Consider the following 20510-nt stretch of genomic DNA (forward strand, 5'->3'; position numbering starts at 1 on the left):
CCATGCCGTGCGCGACGAAGCGCGCCAGACGGCATGACGCTGAACTGGGGAGAGGTTTGTGTCCGGGCCTTGTCCGGACCATGGCAGCGGCGGTTTCCCCCTCCCCCGCCCTGCCTTAGGCCTCTCCTCCCTCTTCCCGCGGCATCCAGCGATTTGCGCAGGGGCCGGCCGGGCACAAACCCTTTCTTCCGCCCGCAATATGTGGTAGCGCTCCCAACAATAAGAGGAGAGGGTGGAGATGGCTGGGGAGATTTTTCCGTCGCTGGCGAACATATTGGCGCCTCACGGGCCGCCGGTAGGCGCGAAACTGATGAGCTTCGTTCCCGGCGACTACAGCATTCATTTCTTCCTGCAACTCGCGCTCATCGTCCTTGCCTGCAGGGGGGTGGGCTGGTTCTGCCACAAATATCTGGCGCAGCCCCAGGTGGTGGGCGAAATGATCGCCGGCGTGATCCTGGGCCCCTCGCTGTTCGGCCTTGTCGCGCCCGACCTGCAGGCGATGGTCTTCCCCCGGGAAACCAACAATGTGCTTTATGCCGGCGCGCAATTCGGCGTCGCGCTCTATATGTTCCTTGTCGGCCTGACCCTGCGCCTGGATCATTTCCAGTCCAAGGCGCGGAATGCCGCGATGGTGTCGGCGGCGGGACTGTTCGCGCCTTTCGTCATCGCCATCCTGATCACGCCCTGGCTTGTCACCATGCCCGGCCTCTTCGCTGAGGGCATTGGCCAGGGCAGCGCGACGCTCTTCATGGGTGCCTGCATTGCGCTCACGGCTTTTCCGATGCTCGCCCGGATCATCAACGAACGGGGCTTGGCCGACAGCCCGCTCGGCACGCTCTCATTGACCGCCGGAGCATTTGATGACGCGGCGTCCTGGTGCGTGCTGGCTATCGTCCTCGCCCTGTTCGGCGGTGGCAGCGGCGTTGCCATTCTCGCGATCGTCGGCGCCTTCCTCTATGTCAGCTTCCTGCTGCTGTTCGGGCGACGCCTGCTCGCGCCGCTCGGGCGCGCGGTGGAAGCGCGGGGCGAAATGAGCATGACCGTGCTGGCGATCACGCTGGCGCTCTTCTGCCTGTCTGCCTTCATCATGGACGCAATCGGCATTCACGGCATATTCGGCGGCTTCATCCTGGGCGTGTTCATGCCGCGCGGGCTGTTCGTGGAAGAGCTGAAAAAGAAGGTCGAACCGCTTGCCGTCGTCATATTGCTGCCGATGTTCTTCACCTATTCCGGGTTGAACACGCGGCTCGACATGGTGAATTCCCTGTCTTTCCTGCTCATCGCCCTGGGCATATTGGTCGCCTCCATCCTCGCCAAGTTCGGCGCCTGCTATGCGGCGGCGCGCCTGTCGGGCGAGGATAATCGGACCGCGCTGGGGATAGGCGCGCTGATGAATTCCCGTGGACTGATGGAACTGATCATCATCAATATCGGCATTCAGAAGGGCATTATCCAACCGGCCCTGTTCTCCATGCTCGTATTGATGGCTATCGTCACCACCATGATGGCGGGACCGCTCTTCGAGATATTCTATGGAAGGCGGGCACGCGCCGATGGAGAGTTGGGCAGGCTCGGCGCCGCGACCTGATCTCCCGGTCGGGTCGCCTGATCGGCCGCTCAAGCCGAACGGATCGGCACAACCGCCAGCATGTCGGAGGATGTGAGGAACAGTCGCCGCTCGGCGCTGTCCAGCGCGCAATTGGCCACCGCCTTGCCCGTCCCGACCATGCCCAGCGCCCGGCCGTCCGGCGTCAGTATATGAACGCCCCCCGGACCCGTCGCGAATATATTTCCATGCCTGGACAGCTTGATGCCGTCGGGCAGGCCAGGCAGGCCTTTCTCCTGCTGGGCGCGCATGTCGTGGAACAGGCGCCGACCCGTGGGAAAGCCGCGCTCGTCCAGCGCATAGGCCAATATTTCCGGCTGCCGTTCATCCGACAGTGCAAGATAAAGCGTCCTGCCGTCAGGGGTGGTCGCGACGCCATTGGGCCGACGCTGGCTGCCGTCTAGCAACGACAGCCTACCGTCCGGGCTCAGCGCATAAAGGCCGCAATGCTCCAGTTCGCGCAGCGAAGATGCGTCGCCATCCGTCAGCCCATAGGGGGGGTCCGTGAAATAGATCATGCCCGACGGCGCGATGCACAGGTCATTGGGACTGTTGAACCGCTTGCCCTGGAACCGATCGACCAAGATGGTCCGGGCGCGCGTGCGCAGGTCGATCCGCACGATCGCACGCGTGCCGCTGTCGGCGGCGATCAGCGCGCCCGAGGAATCGATCGCCATGCCGTTGACGCCCGGCTCCCTTATGCCCGGCGGAACGGCGCTCTGCAGCCCGGACGGAGACAGGAAGGGACGCACCCCATCCTTCGCCCGCCAGCGATACAGCATGTTGGAAGGTGGATCGTTGAACAGCAGGCAATTGTCCCGCTGCACCCAGACCGGACCCTCGGCCCATTTATAACCTGTGCCAAGGACGGTCACCACGGCCGATGGCGCAACGATCCGGTCCAGGCCGGGATCGAGCCGGGTGATCGAGCCGATCGCGGAAGGGGCGGCCGCGTTCAGGCGGGCGCCGGCCGACAGGCTTGCCAGACCGGCCAGGACCATTCGGCGCGCGATCATGCCTTTACGGCGACTTCCCGCCGCTCGGCGGCTGAACGGTAAATCGCCTCGATGACGCGCATGTCGGCCAGGCCCTCCTCGCCTGGAACGATCGGGGTCGTGCCATTGACGATGCATTCGGCCATATGATCCAGCTGCCCGGCAAACTGGTTTTTGGCAGCCGTCGGCAGCGTGCGCGGGGTCGAGACGCCGTCCTTGCGAATTGTCATCCTGTGCCCTTCATAGGGTGTCGCCGGTTCCATATCGATCCAGCCCTGCGTGCCGATGACGCGATAGCTGTTGTGCGAGGAACTGTAGCTGGAGATGCAGTTGGCGACGATGCCCGACGGAAAGCGCAACAGGAAGCTGATCCGGTCCTCGACCGTCCTGAACCGGGGGTCGGATCGGTCAGTCGACTCGACCGCGCTGACCGAAACCGGCTCTTCCCCGGTCAGGTATCGGGCCGCGTTCAGGCTGTAGATGCCGATGTCCATCATGGATCCGCCGCCCGACAGCGGCCGGTCGAGCCGCCACTGGTTCGGCCCGGCCGGGAAGCCATGTTCGGCCGTGATCAGGCGGGTAGGGCCGACATGACCACTGCGCGCCAGTTCGATGGCCAGGCGGTTATAGGGTTCGAAGCGCGAGCGATAGCCGATCATCAACTTGGTTCCGGCCTTGCGGCAGGCGGCGATCATCGCCTCGCACTCCGCGACGGAAACCGCCATCGGCTTTTCGCACATCACATGCTTGCCCGCCTGTGCGGCGCGAATGCTGTATTCGGCATGCATGCTGTTGGGCAGCACCACATAGACGACGTCGATATCCGGATTGTCGCGAATGCGGTCGAAGTCGGCATAGCTGTATCGATGGGTCTTCGGGATGCCATATTGCGTCCCATATTGGTCGAGCTTGGCAGGCGTGCCGCTCACCAGCGCCACCAGCCGGGCCTGCTCGCAACCGGCGAAGTTCGGCATGATCTGGCGCGTGGCGTAGGAACCGAGCCCGACCACGGCATAGCCGATCTTGCGCGCCGGTGCGGCGTTCGCATGCGTGCCCATGCCGGCCAGAACCATTCCGGCGCCAAGGCCGCCCAGAATTTCACGACGGGAAGTGATCGCCATGCGGGTCTCCCAATGTTCGGAGGATGAAGGGACTTTCAGAATGATTTCCCGGCAAGCTGAACCGATCGCTGGTCGGGAAATCGCGGGACAACGGGCAATCCGGGGCGACGATCCGATCCAGTCAGATCGAACCCCGTCCTAGTCGTTGGCGCGGCCTAGCGCAGGGCGCAGCCAACCCAGATTGCGCGCAACAATGGCGGCCTGGGTCCGGTTGCGAACGTTCAGCTTGCGCATCAGGGCCGTCATGTGGACCTTGACCGTCGCTTCGGCCATGCCAAGCTCATAGGCGATCTGCTTGTTCAGCAGGCCCGAATGGACACAGCGCAGCACTTTCATCTGGGTCGGGGTAAGCGGAGGCGGTTCGGCGGTTCTGAAGCCCTGGGGCCTTTGATCCTGATGACCGAGGCTCTCATGCAGATCCAATGCGATGTGCATCCTCTCTCTCCCTGTTATGCCCGGCCTGCTGCGGCGCGGATTTCGGCACGGCCGCAATGCCGGATTCGATAACGCTAACATATCGGAATCAGTCAGACAGCTTCAAGCGGAAAATGCGATATACGACCCCATGATTGTGGTTTTGCGGTGAAATCGGGATTATGACCTGTCCAACAGGTTTCTGGAACGGCTGACCACAATATAGCCGGATCGCCATGTAAAGTGAGGGGAGAGGATGGCGTTTTCATCAGTCATGGCGGCGCTGGTTCCCAATCGGCCGCAGCCGCGCGCCAGGGTTGGAGCGGGCAAGCCATGAGCCCGGCGGATTACCGGCTGATATTGTCAGCCATCGTCGGCATAGCCTTGTCTATTGCGCTGATCATCCGGGGCAGGCTGCACCCCTTTGTCGGCCTGCTCTGCGGCGCCTTCACGGTCGGCCTGCTCGCGGGCCTGCCGATGGAGGAAACCGCCAAGGCCGTGGAAAAGGGCGCTGGCGCGATCCTGGGCGGCACGGGTCTTGTCGTGGCCCTGGGCCTTGGCCTTGGCGCCATGCTCCAATTGTCCGACGGCGCAGGGGGCCTTGCCCGCGGGGCGCTGCGCATTTCGGGCATCAGGGGCGCCCCTTGGGCCAGCCTCTTCACCGCCATCGTGATCGGCCTGCCTCTCTTCTTCGAAACGGGGCTGGTGCTTCTGCTGCCCATCGTCGCATCGGCGGCGGCGGCCCTGCCCAATGGCCAGAACAACGACACGGCCAAGCTTCGCCTGATGCTGCCTGCCCTGTCGGGACTTTCGGTGGTCCATGCGCTGGTGCCGCCGCATCCCGGTCCATTGCTCGCGGTGAATGCGCTGGGGGCCAATCTGGGCCTGACGCTCGTCTATGGCCTGATCGTGGGCATTCCCACCGCGATCATCGCCGGCCCGTTGCTGGCGCGCTTCACAGCGCCCGGTGTGAAGCTCAGCCCGCCGCTGCTCGATCCGGTGCGGGTGGATGTCCCGACGCCCTCCGTGGGCCGTGCGCTGATCGCCGTGCTGCTGCCGGTCGTGCTGATCGCGGCGGGGCAGGCGGTCGCGCTGATGCCGCCGGACATGGCGGCGCTGTTCCAGTGGCTGCGCTGGATCAGCGACCCGGTGGTCGCGCTGCTCGTGGCGGTGCTGGCCGCATTGCCGCTGCTGTTCGGACGGCGCATCGCGGACCGGAGCATCCAGAACGCCATCTGGACGGAGGCGATGACGCCGGCGGGCGGCATCATCCTGGCCATCGGCGCCGGCGGCGCGTTGAAGCAGGTGCTGGTGACGGCTGGACTTTCCGACATGCTGGTGCGGCTGGCGCAGGGCGGGGCGATCTCGCCCATCCTGCTCGCCTGGGGCGTGTCCGTCTGCATCCGTCTGGCGACCGGATCGGCCACCGTGGCGACGATCACCACGGCGGGCGTGATGCAGGGGCTGGTCGCGGCCTCCGGCGTCGCGCCCGAATGGATGGTCCTCGCGATCGGGGCGGGGTCACTGTTTTTCTCTCATGTGAACGATCCCGGCTTCTGGCTGGTGAAAAGCTATCTCGGCACCGACATGCCCGGCACTTTCAAGACCTGGTCGATCATGGAAACGGTCGTCGCCGTCGTCGGCCTGCTTCTGGTGCTCGTGGCGAGCAGTATCTTCCAATAAGGGGGGCAGCGATGACTTGGGCAGACATGCAGGCATCCCGATGACGCAGGTACGACTTTCCGATCACGTCTATGCCGGCATAGTCGAGATCATCAAGTCCGAGGGTCTGGAGGTCGGGGAACGCCTGCCCTCCGAATCGCGACTGGCGGAAATGTTCGGCGTGTCCCGCGCCATCGTGCGGGAGGCTTTGGTCAGGCTGGCGTCGGACGGCATCACCGAGGCGCGGCGAGGCGCCGGCTCCTTCGTCAAGAGCCGCCCGTCGGAGCGGCTGACCGCCTTCATGCCGCTCAGCGAATTGCCGACGACGCTCGGCAGCTATGAGGTGCGCTTCGTGCTGGAGGCAGAGGCGGCGCGGCTGGCGGCGACGCGCCGCACCGCGGCGGAGATGGCGCATGTCGATGAAGGCCTGGTCCGGCTGCGCGAAGCCCTTTTGTCGAGCGAGCCCGCCCATGTGGAGGACATGGACCTGCATCGCCGCATTGCCGAAGCGACCGGCAATCCCGCCTTCGTCATCGCCTTCGATGCGCTCTATGGCGATGTCGAGAAGATCATGCGGGCCGGCGTCGACATCTCCCGCTCGCGCCCGCCGGAGGTTATCGCGACCATGCTGCGCGAACATGAACTGATCGTCGACGCGATCCGCGCGCAGGATCCGGAGGGTGCGGCCCTCGCCATGCGATGGCATTTGTGGGAAGGACGCCGCCGGCTGATGCCGTAAGGGCGATCAGCGCAACCAGTCCAGCGCGATGTCGCGCAACGCCTCGGCGGGCGTGTCGGAGATCAGGATCATCGCGCCTTCGTCGGGCAAGGGCCGCTCCAGCGTGGCGAGCTGGCTGTCCAGCAGGCAGGCGGGCATATAATGGCCGGGTCGGTTGCCGAGGCGCGCCAGCAGCAGGTCGCGGCTGTTTTCCAGCAGGATGAAGCGGACAGGTGCCCCGATCCCGACGCGCAGCCGATCGCGATAGCTTCTGCGCAGCGCCGAACAGGCAAGGACCACTGCCCCGTTCGCGGCCATGGTCGCCGCTGCCGCCTGTCCCAGCCGGTCGAGCCAGGGCCAGCGGTCCTCGTCCGTCAGGGCACGTCCGCCCCGCATCTTCTCCACCGCATCGGCCGAATGGAAATCGTCGCCCTCCAGGAACGGGCAGCCGAGCGCGTCTGCCAGCAGCGCGCCCAGCGTCGACTTGCCGCAACCGCTGACGCCCATGACGATGACGACGAGCGGCGGGGCAGGGGCAATATCGGCGGATGATGGCAAAATGGCGTCCCTTGCAGGCGGGCGGCGGCACGCCCTGGCGGACCGCCCCCTTATCGCTATCGCTATAGCTTTGCCGATAGAGGGATGAAAACTACGACCTTTGTCGCAAGTGCCAAGGCGCGCCACCGGCTCTAGCCATGGATCAAGGCGACAACCATCTTGGGAGAGAGCGATGATCCGACCAGCCATGATGGCGGCTCTGCTGGCGGCGACGGCCCTGGCCGGGGCCGAACAGGTGCACGCTGAACAGGACCACGTCGAACAGGGCCACGTCGAACAGGTCCGGGCGAAACAGGCATCCCCTGCTGGCCAATCGGTCTTCCCCGGCGCTCCCGACGAACCCAATGCCGTCACCGTCAGGGCGAAGGGCGACGGCCGCGCCGATGACAGCGCCGCGATCCAGCAGGCGCTCGACAGGGCGCGGGACCAGACCGGCCATGGCATCGTCTTCCTGCCGTCCGGCGTCTATCGCATCACGCGCACGCTGGTGATCCCGGCGGGCGTGCGCGTCTATGGCGTGGGGCCGACGCGCCCCGTGATCCTGCTGGGCGCCAATACGCCGGGGTTCCAGCAGGGCGTGTCGACCATGATCGTCTTCGGCGGCGGCGACCAGTATAATGTCGGCCAAGTGCCCGTGCCGGTGCCCACCGTCGTCCCGCGCGAAAAGGTGGTGCGCGACGCCAATTCAGGCACCTTCTATTCGTCGATGAGCAATGTCGATATAGAGATCGCGCCGGGCAATCCGGCGGCCGCGGGCGTTCGTTTTCGCATGGCGCAGCACGCCTTCCTCAGCCATATGGAATTTCGCCTCGGCACCGCCTTTGCGGGCGTCTATCAGGCCGGCAACGTCATGGACAATGTGCATTTCCAGGGCGGCCGTTATGGCATCGTGACGGAAAAGACCTCGCCCGCCTGGCAGTTCACCCTGCTCGATTCCACCTTTGACGGTCAGCGCGACGCCGCCATCCGGGAACATGAGGTGGACCTGACGCTGGTCAACGTCACAATTCGCAACACGCCGGTCGGGATCGATATCGACCGGGGTTATGGCGACAGCCTCTGGGGCAAGGATGTCCGCTTCGAAAATGTATCGAAGGCGGGTGTGGTCATTTCCAATGAGAAGAATGTCTTCACCCAGATCGGCTTCGAAAATGCGATCGCGGCAAACAGCCCGGTCTTCGCGCGCTTCCGCGACAGCGGGCAGGTGGTGAACGGCAAGGGCAAAGTCTATAAGGTAACCTCCTTCTCCTACGGTCTGGACGTGCCCGCGCTCGGCCAGATGGGTGCGTACGGCACGCAGGCGGAGGTGGAGGCGCTGCCCGCCATGCCAGCGCCCCGCGCGCCCGCCATCCGCGCGCTTCCTGAAATGGCGCAATGGGTCAATGTCCGCACGCTGGGCGCGATGGGCGACGGCAAGGCGGACGACACCGCCGCGATCCAGAAGGCGATCGACAGCCACCCCATCCTCTATTTCCCGACCGGCTTCTACAAGGTCACCGACCGGCTGAAACTGCGCCCGGACAGCGTGCTGATCGGCCTGCATCCGGCGATTACCCAGCTCTATATTCCGGACAACAACCCCGGACATGCCGGCCTGGGCGCAGTGCTGCCCCTGTTGGAAAGTCCCAAAGGCGGCGACAATATCCTCTCGGGCCTGGGCCTCTTCACCGGCCGGGTGAACCCGCGCGCCTCCGCGCTGCTGTGGCGATCGGGTGCGAACAGCCTGGTGGACGACGTCAAGATCATGGGCGGCGGCGGCACGCCGACGGCCGACGGCAGGATGCTCGGCACCCTGCGCGTCCACACTGGCGATCCCGTCACGGACGACCGGCTGGACGCGCAATATCCCAGCATCTGGGTCACGGACGGGGGCGGCGGCACCTTCGTCGATGTGTGGAGCCCCAACAGCTTCGCGCAGGCGGGTTTCTATGTCACCGACACCAGCACGCCCGGCCATGTCTATGAAATGTCGGTCGAACATCACGCCCGCAATGAGTTCGTGCTCGACAATGTGCACAATTGGGAATTTCTCGCGCCCCAGACCGAGCAGGAAGTGGGCGACGGGCCAGACGCCATCTCGCTCGACATCCGCAATTCCAGCAAGCTGCTGTTCGCCAATTATCACGGCTATCGCGTGACGCGCACCTATGCGCCGGAGGAAAGCGCGGTGAAGCTCACCAATTCGGGCGACATCCGCTTCCGCAACGTCCACATCAACGCCGAAAGCGGCTATGCGACCTGCGACGAGGAGGGCTGCGGCACCTTCCTGCGGGCCAGCAAATATCCGTTCGACAATGCGATAGAGGATGTTACGCGCAAGCTCTTCGTGCGGGAAAGGGAGTTCGCCAGGCTGGACATCGGCCCGGCAGGGAGCAGCATCCCCGCAACGCCGCCCGGCAAGACGAAGGTGGAGAAGCTGGAGGACGGCTTCTGGTCGATCTCCGGCGCGGCGGTGGACCCGCAGGGCGCACTCTATTTCATCGACCGCCGTTTCCAGCGCATCCACCGCTGGAGCGAGGACAAGGGGCTGGAGATCGTGCGCGACCATGCGCTCGATCCTGTGAACCTCGCCATCGACGCGTCGGGCCATGTGATGGTGCTGTCCTCCCTGGGATCGAAGGCGGGCGTCTATTCCTTTGATCCGGCGGGGCCGAAGGACGCCATGACGCTGATCCAGCCCACCCCGGTGCGCAGCGGCGGTGCGGCCAGAACCTTGCTGCCCGTCAACTGGTGGAACAATGGCGAGTTTCGCGACCAGTTCGACTTCAGGACCAATCAGTTCACGACGCTGACGGAGATGTTCGCGCGCGATGCCGGAACGCCCAAGGCGCAGGAATATCTGTCGCCCGACGGCAGCCTCTCGCTGCCCGCCTTCCGCACCTGGCAGCAGGGGCCGGTCGACCATACGGGCTGGCGCTGGTCCGACAGCCTCAACGCCTATGGTTTCGTTTCGGGCAAGTCGGGCGATCGCCTGTTCGTCACCAATGCATCGGAAAACATGACCTACAGCGGCACCGTCGGCGCGGGCGGCGCGCTGACCGACCTTCATCGCTTCGCCAATCGCGGCGGGGAAAGCGTGGCCGTGGACGGGCAGGGCCGCGTCTATGTCGCGAACGGGCAGATCTTCGTCTATGGCCCCGACGGCCAGGAAAGCGGCCGGATCGACGTGCCGGATCGTCCCTTGCAGATCCTGTTCGGGGGGCCGGACAAGCGCACGCTGTTCATCCTGACGCATCATGCCCTTTACGCCGCGAAGCCATGAAAAACGCCGTGCCGCCCTGCCTACGACCTATGTCGTAAGTGCGGTCGAACGGGCCGGAGGATAAGCTTTGCAGGATCGCCGGCGGGGGCGCGGTCAGCCGGCAACAGGCGGACAGATAACATAGACAGAAGGCAGGGAAGGATCCATGAAAGTGAAGATCGCACATCGACATCTGACGGGCGCCAGCCTGGCCGTCATGGCCAGCATGGCGCTGGCCGGCATGGCGCAGGCCCAGGACGCGGCAGCGCCCCCGGCCCCCGCAGCCGCGCCCCAGGCCCAGACGGAAGATGCAGGCGCGCCCCGCAGCGCCGACATTGTCGTCACCGGATCGCGCATCACCACCAGCGGCTTCAACGCGCCGACGCCGACCACGGTGATCGGTGAGGAGCAGATCATCAACAATGCACAGCCCAATGTCTTCAACACCATCGCGCAGCTCCCCTCGCTGCAGGGGTCGACCGGCGCGGCGACCGGCACCTTCAGCACGTCGAGCGGCCTGCAGGGCCTCAGTTCCTTCTCCCTGCGCGGCCTCCAGCCGATCCGCACCCTGACCCTGCTGGATGGCCAGCGCGTCGTCGGCGCGAACGTCACCGGCGTTCCCGACATCAGCATGTTCCCGCAGCTTCTGGTGAAGCGCGTCGACGTGGTGACGGGCGGCGCCTCCGCCTCCTATGGCTCCGACGCGGTCGGCGGCGTCGTCAACTTCATCACCGACACCCGGTTCGAAGGCTTCAAGGGCAATATCCTTGGCAGCATCACGAAATATGGCGACGATGAAACCGCGCTGGTGCAGGCGGCCTGGGGCAAATCCTTCCTCGACGATCGCCTGCATGTCGTGGTGAGCGGCGAATATGACCATGAAGGCGGCGTGGGCGCCGGCAATTTCGGCACGGACCTTGCCGGCAGCCGTGACTGGTACCGCGCGACCACGCTGATGAACACCGGCCAGGCCAATAACGGCCTGCCGCAGTTCAATTATCGCGATTATGCGCAGCCCTATCAATATGCGCTATACGGCCTGATCAACAACGGCCCGTTGCAGGGCATAGCCTTCGACCGGAACGGCATGCCCTATAATTTCAACTATGGATCGGGTGGCCAGCCCCTGGGCAATGGGCAGGTCAGCAATTGCTTCCGCGGCAACAGCTTTTGCGAGGGCGGGGACCTGTCGGGTGCGCCGGGGTCGGGCGCTTCGCTGAAATCGGCGCTGCAACGCATCAATGGCTATACCCGCATCGGCTACGACTTTGCCGACGACAATGAAGCCTATGTGACGGTCAATGTCGCGCAGGTGAAGACCAGCAACCAGCCGAGCCCCGGCTATAACCGGCCCAGCCTGACCGTGCAGTGCGCCAATCCCTTCCTGCCGCAACTGGTGCGTGACCGCTGCGCCACGGCGGGCATCACGGAATTCGGCTTCGGCTCCAGCAACGGCGCCTTCCCGGACCCCAATGTCCATACCGACCGCAGGCAATATCGCTTCGTCGGCGGCCTGAAGGGCAAGGTCGGCGTCGGCGGGACGGACTGGAATTACGACGCCTATTATGAACATGGCATCACCATCTCCGACATCCGGGTGCGCGATATCGTCCTCCAGAACCGCTATGTCGCCGCGACCAACGCCATCACGCTCAACGGCGCCATCGTCTGCGCCGATCCGGCGGCGCGGGCGGCCGGTTGCCAGCCGATCAACATCTTCGGCGGCTTCACCCCGTCGGACGCCGCGCTCGCCTATGTCGCGCCCCATGAGAACGGACCGTTCCAGCATACGAAGCTGACGCAGGACGTCGCCAGCCTGAACTTTTCGGGCAACCCCTTCGAACTGTGGGCCGGACCCGTCTCGGTCGCGTTCGGCGGCGAATATCGCCGCGAATTCTACCGCGTGAACGCCGATCCCTATGGCGCGGGCGTATCGCCGCTCAGCCCGAACAGCGCCGAATATCCGACGGACCCGCTGCTCAACTCGACGCTGGGCAGCAACTGGGCAGCCGGCAACTACAAAAATGGTCGCGGCAAATATGAAGTGTGGGAAGGCTATGTCGAAGTCGACCTGCCGCTGATCAACAGCGACGCCATGGGTCGCGCGAACCTGAACGGCGCGGCCCGCGTCACCAACTACAGCACGTCGGGCACGGTCTGGACGTGGAAGGTCGGCGGCACATGGGACACGCCGCTCGACGGCATCCGCCTGCGCGCGGTGACCTCGCGGGACGTGCGCGCGCCGAACCTGTCGGAACTGTTCGCGGCGCCCACGGTGACGACGCTGCCCAACTTCAACGACCCGTTCCGCAACCAGGCGGTGCAGGTGTTCCAGAACACGATCGGCAACACCAATCTGAAGCCCGAAGTGGCGCGCAACACCGAACTGGGCATCGTGCTCGCGCGGCCGTCCTGGCTGCCGGGCCTCAGCCTGTCCTTCGACTATTATGATATCAAGTTGAAAGGCGTCGTCTCTTCCCTGTCGGCGGACCAGATCGTCCGCTTCTGCTTCGAGGGCAACCAGGCCTTTTGCGGCGGTTTCCAGCTTGATGGGCCGCAGGGCACCAATTTCGTCAATGTCCAGCCCTTCAACCTCGCCTCCTGGAAGACCAGCGGCTTCGACATAGAGGCAAGCTATCAGTGGCAACAGCCGCTGGGCCTGCCGGGCACCTTCACCATCCGGGCGCTGGGCACGCACATCCGCAAGTTCATCGTCAATGCAGGCATTGCGGGCGTTGATCCGGTCGATCAGGCAGGCGCCAACAACGGCGCGACGCCGGACTGGAAATGGCTGGCGGTGCAGACCTATGACAGCGGCCGGTTCAGCTTCACGGTGCAGGAACGCTGGATCAGCGACGGCACCTTCGGCAACCAATATGTGGTGTGCCAGTCGTCCTGCCCGCCCTCGACCGCCAACCACCCGACCATCGACTATAACAGGATGAAGGGCGCCTTCTACGTCGACATCGGCGCAACCTTCAAATTCGGCGACAATCTGTCGATCTACGGCAAGGTGGACAATCTCTTCGACAAGGATCCGGTGGCCGCTCCGCAGACCAACACCGGGCTGGACATCAACCCCGCGCTCTACGACACGCTGGGCCGCATCTACCGCGCGGGGGTTCGCTTCAACTTCTGACCTGCCACTCTCTCCCCCACCTCGTCCCGGCCTTCACCGGCCGGGACTTCTTTGTAACCGGAGTATGTCGATGGTTCGTGGATTGAGCGGGGCCTGCGCGGCGGCGCTGCTGTTGCTGGCGGCGCAGGAGCCTGCTCTCGCTTCGTCCTCTGTCTATACGCGCGCGCCCGACGAGCCGCGCGCCATTACCGTCAAGGCTGTGGGCGACGGCCGGGCGGACGACAGCGCGGCGATCCAGCGCGCCATCGACGCGGCGGCGGAAAAGGGCGGCGGCATCGTCTTCCTGCCGGCCGGCACCTACCGCATCAGCCGGACCATCTTCCTCTGGTCCGGTGTCCGCATCTTCGGCATCGGGGAAAAGCGCCCCGTCATCCTGCTCGGCAGGAGCACGCCGGGCTTTCAGCACGGCGTCGCCCATATGCTGATGTTCACCGCCAACAGGCGCCAGACCGACGGGGACAGCCCGCCCGTTGCCTTCCCCCCGGCGGGCAGCGTTCCGTTCAACAGGAATATCGCGGACGCCAATTCCGGCACCTTCTATTCCGCGCTCGGCAATATCGACTTCCGCATCATGGACGGCAATCCGGCTGCCACCGCGATCCGCTTTCATTCCGCCCAGCACAGCTTCGTCAGCCATGCCGATTTCGACATCGGCTCGGGCCTTGCCGGCCTCTACCATGTCGCCAATGAAGCGGAAGACCTGCATTTCAGGGGCGGGCGCTACGGCATCCTCGCGGAAAAGCCGTCTCCCGCCTGGGGCTTCGCGCTGGTCGACGCCACGTTCGAGGGGCAGCGCGACGCCGCCATTCGCGAACATGAGGCCGGGCTGACGATGATCAATGTCGCCTTCCGCAACGTGCCGGTCGGCATAGAGATCGACCGGGGCTATGGCGATTGGCTCTGGGGCCAGGACCTGCGGTTCGAAAATGTGGCGAAGGCAGGCATCGTCATCTCGAACGAGAAGAATGTCTATACCCAGATCGGCTTTCAGAACGTGCTGGCCGCCAACACGCCTGTCTTCGCCCGTTTCCGGGAAAGCGGCCGCACCATCGCGGGCAAGGGGCCGGATTACAAGATCGCCTCCTTCACCCACGGCCTGACGCTGCCGGGGGTCGGACAAATGGGCGCCTACCGGACGGACATGCAGGCGGAGGCCATGGGCGCCCTGCCGGCCCTGCCGGCTCCTGCCATCCGTCCCTTGCCGCCCGTGTCGGAATGGGTGAGCGTCCGCGCGCTCGGCGCCAAAGGGGATGACAAGACCGACGACACCGCCGCCATTCAGAAGGCGATCGACAGTCACCGCGTCGTCTATCTGCCCGCCGGCTTCTATCATGTCAGCGACACGCTGCGTCTGCGCCCCGATACGGTGCTGCTGGGCCTGCACCCCAGCCTGACGCAGATCGTGCTGCCCGACGGCGCGCCCGCCTGGTCAGGAGTGGGCGCGCCCAAGGCGCTGGTGGAAAGCGCGCAGGGCGGCGACGCCATCGTCGCGGGGCTTGGCCTCAACACCAACGGCGCCAATCCCCGCGCCACGGCGCTGTTGTGGAAGGCCGGCGCCCGTTCCATGGTCAATGATGTCAAATTCCAGGGCGGCCATGGCACCGACCGCTTCGACGGCAGCCGGGTCGATCCCTACAACAACAATGCGACCGGCGATCCCGACGCCGCCCGCCGCTGGGCCGGCCAATATGCCAGCCTCTGGGTCACGCAGGGCGGCGGGGGAACTTTCGCCAATATCTGGAGCCCCAGCACCTTCGGCCATCCGGGCATCCTGATTTCCGACACGGACACGCCCGGCCGCCTCATCCAGGCGTCGGTCGAACATCATGTCCGCACCGAAATCGGCCTGAACCGCGTCGCCAACTGGGAACTGCTCGCCCCCCAGACGGAGGGCGAAGCGGGCGAGAGCGGCGATGCCGTGGCGTTGGAGATCAGGGATTCGCGCAACATATTGGTCGCCAATTTCCACGGCTATCGCGTCACCCGCACCCGGGAGCCCGCACCCGCCGCCGTCACCCTCTACAATTCCCATGACATCCGTTTCCGCAATGTCCATGTGAACGGCGAAAGCGGCCTTGGCACCTGCGATGAAAATGGCTGCGCGACCTTCCTGCGGCTCACCAAATTCCCGTTCGAAAACGCCATTCGCGACGTGACCCACGGGCTCGAGGTGCGTGAACGGGAATTCGCCGTGCTGGATGTGCCCGCCCGACCGGCGCCGGTGAAGTCCGCCAATTTCCTGGGTGGAAATGTGGAGAAGCTGGCCGACGGCTTCCATTCGGCAGGCGGCGGCGCGGTGGACGCGCAGGGGCGGCTCTATTTCATCGATCGCCGGTTCCAGCGCATCTGGCGCTGGTCGGACGCGGGCAGGCTGGAGATGGTGCGCGACGCCTCCCTTGATCCGGTCAACCTCAGCATCGACCGTTCCGGCAATCTGCTCGTCCTCTCCTCCTACGGACGCAACGGCACGGTCTACAGCGTCAGGCCCGGCGCGCCCGACAGCGAGATCAGCGTCATTCCGGCAACGCCCGTCGCCGCCCGCCCGGCCAGAAGGACGGTGCTGCCGGTCAACTGGTGGAACAATGGCGAATTCCGCGACCAGATCGATCCCCAAAGCTACGCGTTCACGACGCTGGCGGAGATGTTCGCGCGCGACATGGCATTGCCCAAGGCGAGCGAATATGTCTCCCCGGACGGCAGCATCGCCCTGCCGGCCTTCCGCACCTTCGCGCAGGGTCCGGCCGACCATCGCGGTCTGCGCTTCTCCGATTCGCTCGACAGCTACGGCTTCATCCAGGGAGAGCCGGGCCAGCGCGTCTTCCTGACCAATGGTTCGGAAAACCGCACCTATAGCGGCCTGCTGGGCGCGAGCGGCGAGATCACCGACCTCCGGCCCTTCGCGGATCGCGGAGGGGAGGGCGTCGCGGTGGATGCGCAGGGGCGGGTCTATGTCGCCAATGGGCAGGTCTTCGTCTATGCCCCCGACGGCAAGGAGATCGGCCGCATCGATGTGCCCGAACGGCCCCTGCAACTTCTCTTCGGCGGGGAAGGGGGCAGAACCCTCTTCATCCTCTCGCACCATGGCCTGTACGCGGCAAGGCCGGGGCGCGATCGGTAAGAGCGATTTCCAAGCGATCGGAACCGATCGCTGGTCAAGAAATCGCGGCAAACAAGGAAACCAGAGCGGCGATCTGATTCAATCAGATCGAAACCCGCTCTATGTTTTTGATGCCGCATCGTTTTTGCGCAAAACCGGTTCCCACTTTTGCGCACGATGCTCTAAGGTCCGCGACGCCGTCCAGGACGGGATCGGTCAGCCTCGCTTCTCCGCCATCCGCGTGCGTGCGCCCCAGCCCAGCAATACGCCGCCCAATATCAGCGCCATGCCAACCAGATGATAGGCGAACAGCGGTTCCCCCAGGATCATCGCGGCCAGGACGGCGCCCAGCAGCGGCATCAGGCTGATCGCCTGTCCGGCCGCGCCGGGCCCCACATGGCTGACCGCCGCATTGAACGACATATAGGCGAGGATGGAGGGAAAGATCGCAACATAGGCTATGGCGGCGACCATGTGTGTGTTCCAGTGTATCTGCGCGATCGCCTGCGCTTCGCTCAGGGCGCCGACACCCATTGCCAGCGCGCCGATGGCGAAGGTCACGAACAGGAAGACCAGCGGATCGATGGGTGGGCGCATGCGGAGGGACGCGGTGTAGATCCCCCATGAGGCGCAGCCGCACAGCACCAGAAAGTCCCCCATGCCCAATCGCAGCCGCAGGATTTCGGACAGCTCGCCCCGGAACACGATGAACGTCACGCCCAGCGTCGACAATGCGATGCCGGCGACCTGGCGCCAGGGCGCCTTGTCGCCGAAAACAACGCTGCCGACGATGACCACCAATGTCGGGATCAATCCCTGCAGCAACATGCTGTTCGCCGCGGTCGTGTAGCGCAGCCCCGAATAGAGGAAGCCGTTGAACGCAGCGACGCCGGCCAGGCCGAGGAGCAGGATCGCGCCCCAATGGCGGCGGATCAGCGCGCGCTGGGCGACGGCCCGGCGCCACGCGAACGGGGCCAGGATCAGGAGCGCCAGCGTCCAGCGGCTGAAGGCCAGCATCAGCGGCGGAATCTCGCCCCGTACCGCCCGTCCGACTATCACATTGCCCGCCCAGAAGGTCATGGTCATGCCCAGCATGGCATAGGCCCGTACCTGCAAGTTCAAAACCGGTCGCCTTTTCACTTCGCTTTCGTCGGCCGCTCCTTAGACGCGGGACGGCCGCGTTGCCAGCCTGCTCTCATCGTCCCTCTGCCGCTACCGGCCTGGGTTGAATGGGGCGGCGGCGCTAGGCGATTTCGATCTGGATGTTGTGGCTATGCTGCCCGATTGGCCGGGGTCGATATGGCCTACCCCTCGGGCAGTCGACATCAGCGTCAGAGTTGTTGCTGGCGGCTGTCCGGGCGGGCATATGCAGGGGGATATTGTTCGGGGGACGTCGTGATGGCTGATGGCCAATCATTCATTGATTACTACAGTGTCTTGCAGGTCAGCCCGAACTGCGATGCGCGCAGGCTGGAGGCCGCCTATCGCCTGCTTGCGAAGATGTACCATCCCGATCATGCGGAAACCGCCGACGTCACGAAGTTCAACGACGTGGTTGCCGCATATAAGGCGCTCAGAAACCCGGAGCAACGCGCGCAATACGACCTCCTCTACTCGGCCAGGACAGGCTTTCGGTTTCAGGCGGAAGATGAAGGGGATGGCGAACAATCGGCTTATGACGACGCGGACGCCCACTCCAAAATTCTGCTGTTCCTGTACAAGAGGAGAAGGGAGAATGCGCAGGATGCCGGCGTGGGGCGCTATTATGTTCAAAAGATGCTCGGCTGTTCAGATGCGCATTTTGAATTCCATCTCTGGTATTTGAAGGCGAAGGGCCTCATCGAAATTACCGAGCATGGGACATTGGCGATCACCATTGAGGGCGTGGATCACGTGATTGCCATGTCTCAGACGGTGATGCGGGAAAAATTGCTGATCGGGCGGACGATCGACCCCTGAAGGCGATTCCAGCCATCGGCCCGAAGCCGTGCACCGGTGGTTTCGGGAAGCATGATTGTTCAGCTGCGACGAACCGACTCCCGCTCACGTCCCGCATGCGCTAAACATGGATCAGTTCGCCGGCGACTGGCGATCCTTTGTCGGAGCGTTCATGGCAGTCGAGATCGAACGGAAATTCCTGGTCGTGAGCGATGCATGGCGAAGGATGGCGGATGCGGGGCGGCCCCTGCGCCAGGGTTATGTCTCGCATGAAGGGCATGCCAGCGTCCGCGTCCGCCTGTCGGGGGACCAGGCATGGCTCACCGTGAAGAGCGCCCGTGCGGGCATGGTCAGGGACGAATTCGAATATGCGATACCGGCTGCGGATGCGGCGGACATGCTCGACCGGCTCTGCACCGATACGCTGATCAGGAAAACGCGTTACCGCGTGCCGCATGACGGCAAGATCTGGGAAGTCGACGTCTTTGCGGGGGCAGCTGAGGGACTGGTGCTGGCAGAGGTCGAGATGCGATCCCTGGACGAACGGTTCGACCTGCCCGATTGGGTGGGGGAGGAGGTGACCGACGACCTGCGTTTCCGCAACTCCGCCATTGCACTCATGCGGGGTTTCGAAGCGGCGGTTTGATCGCGGGATTTTGCCGCAACGGCATATCGGTCAGGGGCGCAGATCGATCGCCGGCTTCTCTGCATCGGGCAGACTTGCGCCCATGATCCGCGCCAGCGTCGGGGCGATGGCGCGCATGTCGACCTGCCCCAGTTTCCGACCGGCGGGAATGCCCTCACCCATCAGCAGGAAGGTTGACTGCAGATGGGCTGGTCCCGGAAAATAGCCGTGCATGCCCTTGATCGGGGCAGGCGCGACCAGCGGCGCGGCAGGCCCGCGGAAGATGTCGGTCACGAAGCCAGGCTGGAGATCGACATAGAAGGCCGCCAGCGGATTGCCGCCCATCTGCGCGATCTGTGCGCGGTCGGCGATGCGCGCAATGCCATAAGCGGGGTCGGCCGCCAGCCTGTCGAGCAGCGCCCTGACCCGCGCGGCGAGCGCCCTGCCATCCGGCCGGGCCAGCATGATCGCGGCCGATCCGCCGGATATCCAGGGCATGGCCAGCCAGGAGGCGACCTTGCCGTCCTGCCCCAGCGTGATCAGCTTTTCGTCGATGAAGGGACGGAACAGGTTGACGGCGCTGTGCGTAGCCTCGAACCCGTGGTCGCTGACCAGCGCGATCACCGCATCGGGATGTGCCTTGCGTTCCGCGGCAACCAGTTGGCCGACGATCTCGTCGATCTGTTCCAGCACAGCATGGGCTTCCGGTGTGTCCGGACCCTTTGCGTGCTGCTCATGGTCAAGCGCGGTCAGATAAACGGTCAGGAAATCCGGCCGATGCGCTTCGATCAGCGCAGTGGCAAAGCGGCCGCGATTTTCATCGCCCGCCAGGCTTTCGTCTATCCCCATGGCATAGGATGTGCCCGTGGCGCGTTCCAGTTCCGCTCGCAGCCCGGGCGTTGCCAAAGCATCCAGCAGCTTGACGTCATCGGCATGGCCGGTGCGCCAGATTTGCGGCAGGTTCCAGGTCACGCCCTTCGCCGCGACGCTGACCGGCCAATGGACATTGCCGGTGGTGAGACCCGCTTTGCTTGCCTCTTCCCACAGGGTCGGCACCTGGATATCGGAAGCATACCAGGTCCAGCCGCCCTGGTTGATCCCGGTGGGATCAAAGCTGTTGTTGGCCGTGATCCCGTGCCGCGCAGGCGCCACGCCGGTGATCAATGTCGTATGGCTTGGATAGGTCAGGGTGGGCAGCACCCCGGTCACTCCGGAGGCGTATGCGCCCTCCCGAACGAAGCGGCGCAGATTGGGGATGGCAAGGCCGCGCTTGTCTGCCTCCAGCACGTCGCCGGGGCGCAGCCCATCGATGGAGATAAGCAGGACCGGGTTCGCCATGGCTGCTCCCGGAAGAGCGGCGAGGGCGGCCAGCAGCAGCGCGACCTTGTTCATCGCC

At 64.7% G+C, this 20510-nt stretch carries 14 protein-coding genes; 8 read left to right on the forward strand and 6 right to left on the reverse strand.

Translation table 11 applies throughout. The annotated features are described in order from the left end of the window. The first annotated feature begins 238 nt into the window (after nucleotides 1-238). Nucleotides 239-1588 carry a cation:proton antiporter gene (locus tag ACN9MX_RS17110; RefSeq protein WP_363755904.1) on the forward strand — a complete coding sequence of 450 codons (1350 nt, stop codon included), beginning with the start codon at nucleotides 239-241 and terminating at the stop codon, nucleotides 1586-1588. 29 nt (nucleotides 1589-1617) lie between these two features. On the opposite strand, the gene ACN9MX_RS17115 is transcribed toward ACN9MX_RS17110, so the two are convergent. The 3 genes from ACN9MX_RS17115 to ACN9MX_RS17125 form a co-directional block, all read right to left on the reverse strand. Next, nucleotides 1618-2622 (reverse strand): SMP-30/gluconolactonase/LRE family protein, encoded by a 1005-nt coding sequence (locus tag ACN9MX_RS17115; RefSeq protein ID WP_363829752.1) that lies wholly within the window; start codon nucleotides 2620-2622, stop codon nucleotides 1618-1620. Beyond that, entirely contained in the window at nucleotides 2619-3722 is a 1104-nt protein-coding gene (locus tag ACN9MX_RS17120) for a Gfo/Idh/MocA family protein (RefSeq protein ID WP_363829753.1), read from the reverse strand. The genes ACN9MX_RS17115 and ACN9MX_RS17120 overlap by 4 nt, the downstream gene beginning before the upstream one ends. Nucleotides 3723-3860: 138 nt before the next feature. Further along, nucleotides 3861-4157: a response regulator transcription factor gene (locus ACN9MX_RS17125; protein WP_363737318.1), complete on the reverse strand. Its 297-nt coding sequence runs from the start codon at nucleotides 4155-4157 to the stop codon at nucleotides 3861-3863. Nucleotides 4158-4469: 312 nt separating this feature from the next. Between ACN9MX_RS17125 and ACN9MX_RS17130 the strand changes: the two genes are divergently transcribed. Further along, nucleotides 4470-5819 carry a gluconate:H+ symporter gene (locus tag ACN9MX_RS17130; protein ID WP_363737317.1) on the forward strand — a complete coding sequence of 450 codons (1350 nt, stop codon included), beginning with the start codon at nucleotides 4470-4472 and terminating at the stop codon, nucleotides 5817-5819. Between the two features lie 40 nt (nucleotides 5820-5859). Then, the gene (locus tag ACN9MX_RS17135; protein WP_363737316.1) at nucleotides 5860-6537 is read left to right on the forward strand and encodes a FadR/GntR family transcriptional regulator; all 678 of its coding nucleotides are present in this window, start codon (nucleotides 5860-5862) and stop codon (nucleotides 6535-6537) included. A 6-nt stretch (nucleotides 6538-6543) separates the two neighbouring features. On the opposite strand, the gene ACN9MX_RS17140 is transcribed toward ACN9MX_RS17135, so the two are convergent. Beyond that, nucleotides 6544-7074, reverse strand: coding sequence for a gluconokinase (locus tag ACN9MX_RS17140; protein ID WP_414714650.1), 531 nt, complete (start codon nucleotides 7072-7074; stop codon nucleotides 6544-6546). A 172-nt stretch (nucleotides 7075-7246) separates the two neighbouring features. Here ACN9MX_RS17140 and ACN9MX_RS17145 point away from each other — a divergent pair, with 172 nt between their 5' ends. The 3 genes from ACN9MX_RS17145 to ACN9MX_RS17155 all read left to right on the forward strand — a co-directional run bounded on the left by ACN9MX_RS17145 (nucleotide 7247) and on the right by ACN9MX_RS17155 (nucleotide 16572). After that, entirely contained in the window at nucleotides 7247-10336 is a 3090-nt protein-coding gene (locus tag ACN9MX_RS17145; RefSeq protein ID WP_426387722.1) for a glycosyl hydrolase family 28-related protein, read from the forward strand. A 145-nt stretch (nucleotides 10337-10481) separates the two neighbouring features. Continuing rightward, entirely contained in the window at nucleotides 10482-13454 is a 2973-nt protein-coding gene (locus ACN9MX_RS17150; protein ID WP_363829758.1) for a TonB-dependent receptor plug domain-containing protein, read from the forward strand. A gap of 70 nt (nucleotides 13455-13524) precedes the next feature. Further along, nucleotides 13525-16572, forward strand: coding sequence for a glycosyl hydrolase family 28-related protein (locus ACN9MX_RS17155; RefSeq protein WP_363829760.1), 3048 nt, complete (start codon nucleotides 13525-13527; stop codon nucleotides 16570-16572). 195 nt (nucleotides 16573-16767) lie between these two features. Here the strand turns inward: ACN9MX_RS17155 and ACN9MX_RS17160 are convergent, their stop codons facing one another. Beyond that, nucleotides 16768-17673 (reverse strand): DMT family transporter, encoded by a 906-nt coding sequence (locus ACN9MX_RS17160; protein ID WP_363829763.1) that lies wholly within the window; start codon nucleotides 17671-17673, stop codon nucleotides 16768-16770. A 276-nt stretch (nucleotides 17674-17949) separates the two neighbouring features. Here ACN9MX_RS17160 and ACN9MX_RS17165 point away from each other — a divergent pair, with 276 nt between their 5' ends. Together ACN9MX_RS17165 and ACN9MX_RS17170 are read left to right on the forward strand one after the other, a co-directional pair. After that, nucleotides 17950-18510 carry a DnaJ domain-containing protein gene (locus ACN9MX_RS17165; RefSeq protein ID WP_363737311.1) on the forward strand — a complete coding sequence of 187 codons (561 nt, stop codon included), beginning with the start codon at nucleotides 17950-17952 and terminating at the stop codon, nucleotides 18508-18510. 106 nt (nucleotides 18511-18616) lie between these two features. Then, nucleotides 18617-19135 (forward strand): CYTH domain-containing protein, encoded by a 519-nt coding sequence (locus ACN9MX_RS17170; RefSeq protein WP_363737310.1) that lies wholly within the window; start codon nucleotides 18617-18619, stop codon nucleotides 19133-19135. A gap of 30 nt (nucleotides 19136-19165) precedes the next feature. On the opposite strand, the gene ACN9MX_RS17175 is transcribed toward ACN9MX_RS17170, so the two are convergent. Further along, entirely contained in the window at nucleotides 19166-20506 is a 1341-nt protein-coding gene (locus ACN9MX_RS17175; RefSeq protein WP_363829765.1) for an alkaline phosphatase family protein, read from the reverse strand. Nucleotides 20507-20510 lie beyond the last annotated feature (4 nt).

Source organism: Sphingobium sp. R-21 (assembly GCF_049913335.1).
Classification (GTDB): domain Bacteria; phylum Pseudomonadota; class Alphaproteobacteria; order Sphingomonadales; family Sphingomonadaceae; genus Sphingobium.

Excerpts from the sequence above, each read along its gene's own strand:
- ACN9MX_RS17130 (WP_363737317.1), top strand. The coding sequence starts at position 4,470 with ATGAGCCCGGCGGATTACCGGCTGATATTGTCAGCCATCGTCGGCATA.
- ACN9MX_RS17175 (WP_363829765.1), bottom strand. The coding sequence starts at position 20,506 with ATGAACAAGGTCGCGCTGCTGCTGGCCGCCCTCGCCGCTCTTCCGGGA.
- ACN9MX_RS17145 (WP_426387722.1), top strand. The coding sequence starts at position 7,247 with ATGATCCGACCAGCCATGATGGCGGCTCTGCTGGCGGCGACGGCCCTG.
- ACN9MX_RS17110 (WP_363755904.1), top strand. The coding sequence starts at position 239 with ATGGCTGGGGAGATTTTTCCGTCGCTGGCGAACATATTGGCGCCTCAC.
- ACN9MX_RS17150 (WP_363829758.1), top strand. The coding sequence starts at position 10,482 with ATGAAAGTGAAGATCGCACATCGACATCTGACGGGCGCCAGCCTGGCC.
- ACN9MX_RS17170 (WP_363737310.1), top strand. The coding sequence starts at position 18,617 with ATGGATCAGTTCGCCGGCGACTGGCGATCCTTTGTCGGAGCGTTCATG.
- ACN9MX_RS17120 (WP_363829753.1), bottom strand. The coding sequence starts at position 3,722 with ATGGCGATCACTTCCCGTCGTGAAATTCTGGGCGGCCTTGGCGCCGGA.
- ACN9MX_RS17135 (WP_363737316.1), top strand. The coding sequence starts at position 5,860 with ATGACGCAGGTACGACTTTCCGATCACGTCTATGCCGGCATAGTCGAG.
- ACN9MX_RS17115 (WP_363829752.1), bottom strand. The coding sequence starts at position 2,622 with ATGATCGCGCGCCGAATGGTCCTGGCCGGTCTGGCAAGCCTGTCGGCC.
- ACN9MX_RS17165 (WP_363737311.1), top strand. The coding sequence starts at position 17,950 with ATGGCTGATGGCCAATCATTCATTGATTACTACAGTGTCTTGCAGGTC.
- ACN9MX_RS17155 (WP_363829760.1), top strand. The coding sequence starts at position 13,525 with ATGGTTCGTGGATTGAGCGGGGCCTGCGCGGCGGCGCTGCTGTTGCTG.
- ACN9MX_RS17125 (WP_363737318.1), bottom strand. The coding sequence starts at position 4,157 with ATGCACATCGCATTGGATCTGCATGAGAGCCTCGGTCATCAGGATCAA.